The sequence below is a fragment of the Mesoflavibacter zeaxanthinifaciens DSM 18436 genome (assembly GCF_000422365.1).
GTDB lineage: Bacteria > Bacteroidota > Bacteroidia > Flavobacteriales > Flavobacteriaceae > Mesoflavibacter > Mesoflavibacter zeaxanthinifaciens.
Genome location: NZ_KE383820.1, coordinates 368227 through 376411 on the forward strand (window position 1 = coordinate 368227; position 8185 = coordinate 376411).

Below are 8185 nucleotides of genomic sequence, written 5' to 3' on the forward strand. Positions count from 1 at the left end.
CAATCATTAAAAATCAAATTATTATGTCTTTTTGGCGCGTATTATTATGCATTTTCTTTCCGCCTTTATCCGTTTTAGATAAAGGATGCGGATCAATTCTAATCGTATTTATATTATGGTGTTTGGGTTGGATACCAGGTACTATTGCGGCTTTGATAATTGTAAACAATCCTAACAGATAAATCGTATCTTTGTACTTTAACCAACTTAATCAATAATTATAATGAACAAATTTTTTACTCTAGTTTTTGGTCTTATGACTCTGTTTTTAACCAGTTGTAACTTTTCTGAAGATGTTTACATCAACGAAGACGGATCAGGTAAAATTTCTTTCTCTTTTGACGGCTCTCAATTAATGCAAATGGCAGGAGATAAAATTAAAGAAGATGGCGAAAAAGCTATAGATTCTACCTTTAGTTTTAAAGAATTGTTTGACGAAAAAAGAGATAGTATATCTAAATTACCAGCTGAAGAACAAGCGAAATTTAAAAAGCTAGAAAACTTTAGTATGCATATGGTTATGAATCCTGAAACAGAACAAATGACATTTGAGTTGTTTACAGAATTTAATAATGCTTCTGAAATGCAAAATATGTTTGAAGCTATGAATACTTTTAGTGAGTTAGAAGGTAATAAAAAGGGTAAGAAGCAACCAATTAATGATCCGTCAAATCCTTTTAGTCAATTAGATAATACAGCTACAAAACTAGACTATAATTTTGACGGAAAAACATTTACAAGAACTGTAAAAATTCTGGATCCAGAAGCTCATCAAAAAGGAGCAGACAGTATTAAAGATATGATGGCTATGTTTGGGTCTTCTACGTATAAATTAAATTATCATTTTCCTAGACCAGTAAAATCTGTAAATAATGATAACGCTATGTTTAGTGCAGATAGAAAAACTATAATGGTAGAATTTCCTTTTGCAACTTATGTAACAGATCCAGAAGCTTTAAATTTGGAAGTAATTTTAGAAGATTAATACATTGAATAAACAAATAATAATAGAAGATTTAGGATTTAAAGACTATAAAGATACTTGGGATTACCAAGAAACTTTATTTAAAGAAATCCTTGATATAAAAATTAAAAACAGAAGAGAAGATGCAGGTTTAGAAACTCCAAACTATTTTCTTTTTGTAGAGCATCCGCATGTATATACTTTAGGTAAAAGTGGAGATATGTCTAATTTACTTTTAGATGAAAAACAGTTAGAAGAAAAAGGTGCTACATTTTATAAAATAAATAGAGGCGGAGATATAACTTATCATGGACCAGGACAAATTGTTGGTTATCCTATATTGGATTTAGACAATTTTTTTACAGACATCCATAAGTATTTACGTTTTCTTGAAGAGGTTATTATTTTAACTTTAAAAGAATACGGTTTAGATGCTACCCGTAGTGAAGGCGAAACAGGAGTTTGGTTAGATGTTGGTACACCGTTTGCACGTAAGATTTGTGCTATGGGCGTACGTGCTAGTAGATGGGTAACTATGCATGGTTTTGCACTTAACGTGAATGCAAACTTAGGATACTTTGATAATATTATTCCTTGCGGCATAAGAGGAAAAGCAGTAACTTCTTTAAATGTAGAGTTAGGTGTAAAGGAAGTAGATGAAGCTGAAGTAAAAGAAAAACTGCTTAATCATTTTAAAACTCTTTTTGAAGCTGAATTTGTAACAGCGACAGTATAAAAAAAAGCGATTTGAAATTTCAAATCGCTTTTTTGTTTTTAATCTTCTGCATTAAAATATACTTTATAGTAATGCATTTTTTTGTCCTCGTCGTAACCGCGTTCTAGATGTTCACTAGCAGCATCTGGTGCGTCAATATCAAGTTTTATTTGAATATGCGTATCTAATTTTATATCGGTTTTTATTTTCTTTTTTTCTTTGGTTAATACTTTTTCAGAAACATCAAATTGATTTCTGATAATTATGTTTTGCTCTGCTTCAAAATCTTTTTTATAGCTTTCAAATAAATCTATGTGTTTATCTTCTTCAAAGATTTCTTCTTTAAAACGCTCTACATTTATAATTTCATTTTCTTTAAAAAAGTCTATGGTTTTGGCTAAAAAGTCATTTCTTTCTTTAGATCCGTAACTGGTCTTTATAACTTCTGTAGAAAACTCTTTACATAATTCTAAATAGTTTTGGGTATGACTATTATAATCGTCTGCATATTTTATGTTTAAAAACTTGTCTGTCCAATATGCTGCATCATAATTATTGTTATCTACGGTAAGCACTACTTTTCCTTCTGCATCACCAGTGTTTAAAATTAAACAACCTTTGTCTAGTTTTTTTGCATTGATTCCTTTTTGAACAATAACATCGTAGCTATTATTTTCTAAATAGGTTTGAAAGAAATTGCTCTTGTTTTCAATTTTAAAAATACCAACTGCATCAATGACCATTTCATTATATTCTATACCATCAAAATAAGCTACAATAACATCTCCTGTTTTAATTTGTGCACTTGTAGATTGCTCGTATAAATGTTTTACTATGTTTTTTGAAGTTTCTACTAATGCATTATCATCACTAAAAATTTCTTTAGAGTAGGCGTTAATTTCATTTAACTCGATATTGGCGTGATGATTAAATCTGTGACTTTGTACTAAGCTGGTAAAAGGTCTTAGTAAAAAGGGTAACATTAGCTCGTAGCTTTCTTCGTCAAACTGTAATTCGTTTTCAGAAAATGCATTTTTTGTATCGTTATGTTTATTACCAACTTTATGGATTATACATTTAAGTATGCTGGCTTTGTTTCTGTTTATCATTAGTGCTATTAGTTAATTTTGTAAACTAAAATATTGTTGCTTTCTCCTTTAGTAACAAATTCTAATTTATTGTCTGTGTCAATATTGTTTAGTTCAATGCTTGAAGTGCCGTAAACCGGGAAGTTTTCAATCATTTCAGCATTACTATCATAAAGAAGAATTTTTTGATTTTGAACATCTGTTACCGAAACGTATATCTTATTATTGATATAAAATAACTTTGGCGCCGTGTAATTTGCTAAATCTAAATTAAGCGTTTTGTCTTTAATATTAAGTATGTTTTCTGATTGAGACACCAATGTTTTTGTAGTTGTAACTAGTTGATGTTTTTCTTTTAGATTGGTATTAGCAACGTTTACATTCCCGTTTTGATCAATTGTAGCTAATTTTCCGTTGTTTGTTGTTGTTATAAATCCGTTATTAAATTCAAAAACTGGTTGATTAGAGTAATTTAATTGTTGCTTTACTTTGATTCTGGTTTTACCTCGCCTTGATAAAATGTGTAAATGATTATCTGTTTTTACAACAATATAGTCTTTAGAGCCAATTCTTATATGTTTTGGAGGTGTATTAATTAAGTCTTTGGCAGATTCAAATTCAAAACCTTTTACTGTTTTCCCTTTTGCATCGTATAATAATACGTTTTTACCTTGAGTGACAAACAATCTGTATTTACGTCTTTTATCATAATCAAAAACAGCTAAAGGTTGTGTGATTTCGTCACTAAATTTAAGAGGAAAAGGATCTACGTCTTTACCATTTCTGTCTATAACATAAACACGATGCGGAGTTGCAAAAGCTAATTGTAACCTGCTGTTTTTGTACATGTCTATTTGGTTGACTTCACCTAAAATTGGACCGTCTAGTTGTTTGGTCCATAAGATTTTTCCGTTATTAGAAATTAAATACAACTTGTTAGTAATGTCTTGCACTATAATTTCTTTTTGATTGTTTGTATGATTAGTAACAAATTGCGGCGTGTTAAGTACATCATTTTCAATTTTTATATTGAATACTTCAGAAATAATATTGTCTCTATAGCTTTGTTTTGCTTTTTTGAAAATAGCATTGAAATGTGCAAAATCGCGATCGTATATAAATTGTATAGCAGAAGTTTTATAACCCTTTAGGTTGAAATCTTCTTCAGAATCTAAGTTGTGTTTAACTGTTGCTTCTAAACTTTCTGGAGTTAAAATTTGTAAGATTGAAGCATCATTGCTAATTTTTGATTTTACTGTTTTGTAATAATCGCGGTGGCTAAATGTGGTTTGGTTTTGATAATTAGCAATAACATTTTCTAATGCTTCGGTAGTTTTAGCAAATACAACAAACTGATCTAACACACAATAATGATTAGCTTCAACTTTATTTATAAATGGTGCTAATGTATTATTGAAAATTTCAGGATTACTAAAATTAAACAGATCTACATTTCGGTAAGTTTCTACAAGATGTTGTTCGCTTATTAAGGCTTCTTCTGTAGCAATAATATCTTCGGTATTTATAATAAATAGGTTGCCTGATTCAAAATAAACTTCTCCAAATTCTATACTGTTTTTTAAAAGTGAATTTGCTAAAGTGTCATTTTTCTTAGTAAAAGCGTTTAGATTTTTTTTAAACGTAGTGTAGTTGTTATAGGTCAAACTTAAAAAACCATTACTGTTAGATGGAGCAATTTGTGCAAGTTGGTTGGTTTGTGGTATTGTGTTTTTAAAAACATTAATTAAACTGTTACTACTATCTGTTGCTTTTGTAATACCATTTAATATAATTTGGTCTTGAGATACATCTGCATCAAAAGTTAACGAATTAGTGAAATTTGAAAACGTAATCTTTTCGTTTTTAAATAGACTTTTTACAGGTGAATTGTTTGTCGCAATTACAGAAAATGCAGCATTTTTATCCTGGACATTAATTAAATTTTTAATGTGTTCAGGTTTTTGCTTACTGTTTATGATTTGCTCTAATTCGGTTTTGGTATTGCTACCTATTAAAACACTATCTTTTTTAGTTACGTAAAGTTTTAAACTGTCTATTGAAATTTCTTCAGCAGAAAACCCTTTTAATTGTAGAGATTTTCTTTTTGTACTATCTAAAGTAAAAATCGAATCTGATATTCTAGTTGTAAAACTAAAAACAGTTTCTTTTTTAGAATTTATACCTATATATATAGGATGTTTTGTTTTTAGGTTTTTTATAAAGGCAAATTTAGCTACTGTATTTTGATAGCTTTTAGTTTTGTTTAATGAAGAAAGAAGATCATTATTATTAAGGTTGTTTGTAAAACCTTCTAGGTTGTTTATGGTTAAAACAACATCTGCACCTTCTGAAATAAAATCTACAACCTTAACTTTTTTTGAATCCGAATTACAAGAAAAAAATAAGAATACTATTGAAAGGTAATACCAAAAATGTTTCATATAAATTATGAGGGTTTATGCAAAGATAGAAAGTTACAGTTCTAATTTCAATTGTTCTGGTAATAGTCTAAAAGATTTCCTGTGATATTTTGTTACGCCAAATTCCTTAATGGCTTCTCTATGTTCTTTTGTTGGGTAACCTTTGTTTTTTTTCCAATTATACATAGGGAATTCTTCATGGATTTTATTCATATACTCATCTCTATACGTTTTTGCTAAAACCGAAGCAGCAGCAATACTTAAAAATTTACCATCTCCTTTAATTATAGTTTCATGCGGTATTTCTTTAAAAGGTTTAAACTTGTTGCCATCAACTATGATGAATTCGGGTGTGTTTTTTAAAGTTTTAATAGAATTGTGCATTGCTAAAATTGATGCGTTTAAAATGTTTATCTCGTCAATTACATCAGGATAGATATGAGAAAAGCTAAAACATAAAGCTTCATTTTCTATAACAGGTCTTAAAATGTCGCGTTTTTTTTCGCTTATCTGTTTAGAGTCGTTAAGAATAGAGTTTTTAAAATCAGGTTTTAATATAACAGCAGCAGCAGTAACGGGACCAGCAAGACAACCACGACCAGCTTCGTCTGTTCCGCATTCAAGGTTAAAGCCAGAAAAATTTAGTTTAAGCATTAAATAAAATGAATAATAAAACGTTTAAAAAATTACAGATTTATGCCTTTCTTTACTAAAAATCAAATACCATAAAGATATTTGCTATTTTTGGCACTTAGATAATTTAAAAATTAAAAGACTAAAATAGTCAGCAATTAATGAAAAAAATAATTTTCAGTATAATTTTAATAATGTTTACAGTATTTGGTTTTGCTCAAAGAAAACTTGGAGGGAAGTCAGATGTGTCAAAAGAAGATCAAGAGTTAATGGATTCTATTGGTCAAGGAGGAGAAAAAAAATGGAAAAAAGTCAAATTTGAAGACACAGAAATAACACAATATCTAATAATTACTCCAGAAAGAGACTCTACTTATTTAGATACAACCTTATCTATAAAAAAAGAGTATAAATATAATTATTTAAGACGTGATGATTTTGGTTTAATGCCTTTTGCCAATGTTGGACAAACGTATAATAGTTTAACGCATAATTTTAGTGATAATAATTTATTGCCCAAATTTGGTGCTAACGCAAAACATTTTAATTATTTAGACGCAGAAGATGTTAATTATTACCATGTCCCGACACCTTTAACAGAGATTTACTATAAAACAGCTTTTACACAAGGTCAGCAATTAGATGCTTTTTTTACGGTAAACACATCAAAACGACTTAATTTATCTATTGCATATAAAGGAATGCGATCTTTAGGGTTTTATCAAAATTCTTTATCAAGTACCGGAAACTTAAGGATGACAGCAAGCTATAAGACTAAAAACAATAGATATATAGCTAATATGCACTTTACCTCTCAAGATATTTTAAATGAAGAAAATGGTGGTATTACAGATGAAAGTATTGAGTTTTTTGAAACTGGAGATGAAGATTTCTTAGATAGAGGTGTTTTTGAAGTAAATTTTGAAAATGCCGAAAGCTTATTTTTAGGAAAACGATTTTATCTTAACCATACATATGATATCATTAAACAAAACGATTCTACACAAACCAATAAGTTACAAGTGGGGCATATAATGATGCTAGAGGATAAAATATACAAGTTTGAACAAAGTAGTAGTAATGACTATTTTGGAGAAGCTTTTAAGACCTCAAATCTAGTAGACAGAAATGAGTATGAGCGTTTTTACAATCAATTGCGACTAGATTATACAAATAAAACAATAGGTAACATACAATTTAATGCAAGTCATAATAATTATAATTATGGTTACAATAAAGTATTGTATTTAGATTCTGGGACAATACCTAATAGGATTAAAGGAGACATATTAAGTGTTGGCGGAAAGTATAAAAAACAATATAAAGGTTTCTTATTATCCGGAGAAGCACAATTAAACATCGTGGGTGATTATGATTCTAATTATCTATCCGCAAAAGCAGGTTATAAGTTAAGTGAAAACTTTGATGCTTCTGTAGGTATTAATCATCATACTGTGGCACCAAACTTTAATACTTTATTGTATCAAAGTGACTATGTAAATTATAACTGGAAAAATAATTTCAACAATATAAAGACACAACAAATAGTTTTTGACATTAAATCAGATAAATACGTAAACCTATCATTAGACTTTAACACCATAACAGACAATGTGTATTTTGCAAAAAACGAAGATGATAACGTAAAGCCTTTTCAAAATAGTGCTACAATTACATATCTTAGAGCAAAACTTCAAAAAGAAATACGATATAAAAACTTCGCTTTAGATAATACGGTACTATATCAAAATGTCTCCGATGAGAATAATACATTAAATGTACCTCAAATAGTAACACGTAATACATTGTACTATTCAAATCACGTGTTTAAAAAAGCGATGTTTCTTCAAACAGGTGTGATATTTAATTATTTCACAAAATATAATATGAATGGTTATGATCCTTTGTTGGCAGAATTTTATACGCAAAATCAGCAAGAGTATGGTGGGTTCCCTAGATTAGACTTTTTCATTAATGCTAAAATTCGTCAAACAAGAATCTTTTTAAAGGCAGAGCACTTCAATGCAGCTTTTACAGGATATAATTATTATTCAGCACCAAACCAACCATTTCGAGATTTTGCTGTTCGTTTTGGGTTGGTATGGGATTTCTTTATGTAGAATTCTTTTAAGTACAGAACTTAATTATTTTTACGGCTAGTGCTTTTTTTCCTGGTATGATTTAAATTGATTAATGTTTTAGATTTATAAGAAGTATTAATATTATATATAGTTGAAACACTATTTAAATGTTTATAAGAAATAAGTAATAATATATATATACTCTACATAAAAGTATAAGATTTAAAAGGAGCATTAAGTGTATTATATAGGTTGAAAAAACAGATTTGAAAAAAAGATAAAAA

Annotated in this window: 7 protein-coding genes; 4 read left to right on the top strand and 3 right to left on the bottom strand. The window is 28.8% G+C overall.

From position 1 onward, the window contains the following. The first annotated feature begins 23 nt into the window (after window positions 1–23). From H574_RS14600 to lipB, 3 genes are read left to right on the top strand one after another with little or no spacing between them, the layout of a single operon-like run. On the top strand, window positions 24–182 hold the full coding sequence (locus H574_RS14600; RefSeq protein ID WP_081653219.1) for a YqaE/Pmp3 family membrane protein: 159 nt from the start codon (window positions 24–26) through the stop codon (window positions 180–182). 41 nt (window positions 183–223) lie between these two features. Then, window positions 224–985 (top strand): hypothetical protein, encoded by a 762-nt coding sequence (locus tag H574_RS0113780; RefSeq protein ID WP_036227664.1) that lies wholly within the window; start codon window positions 224–226, stop codon window positions 983–985. Window positions 986–989: 4 nt separating this feature from the next. Further along, window positions 990–1700, top strand: a complete 711-nt coding sequence (gene lipB, locus H574_RS0113785; RefSeq protein WP_027881141.1) for a lipoyl(octanoyl) transferase LipB — start codon at window positions 990–992, stop codon at window positions 1698–1700. 38 nt (window positions 1701–1738) lie between these two features. Here lipB and H574_RS0113790 read toward each other — a convergent pair whose 3' ends face one another. Genes H574_RS0113790 through H574_RS0113800 form a run of 3 tightly spaced genes read right to left on the bottom strand, consistent with a single transcriptional unit; the run spans window position 1739 to window position 5841 of the window. After that, window positions 1739–2788, bottom strand: a complete 1050-nt coding sequence (locus tag H574_RS0113790; protein ID WP_027881142.1) for a nucleoid-associated protein — start codon at window positions 2786–2788, stop codon at window positions 1739–1741. Between the two features lie 8 nt (window positions 2789–2796). Further along, on the bottom strand, window positions 2797–5208 hold the full coding sequence (locus tag H574_RS0113795; RefSeq protein WP_027881143.1) for a DUF3352 domain-containing protein: 2412 nt from the start codon (window positions 5206–5208) through the stop codon (window positions 2797–2799). Window positions 5209–5241: 33 nt separating this feature from the next. Next, entirely contained in the window at window positions 5242–5841 is a 600-nt protein-coding gene (locus H574_RS0113800) for a ribonuclease HII (protein WP_027881144.1), read from the bottom strand. Between the two features lie 140 nt (window positions 5842–5981). On the opposite strand from H574_RS0113800, the gene H574_RS0113805 reads away from it, so the two are divergent. Next, entirely contained in the window at window positions 5982–7940 is a 1959-nt protein-coding gene (locus H574_RS0113805) for a putative porin (protein ID WP_027881145.1), read from the top strand. Window positions 7941–8185: the final 245 nt, after the last annotated feature.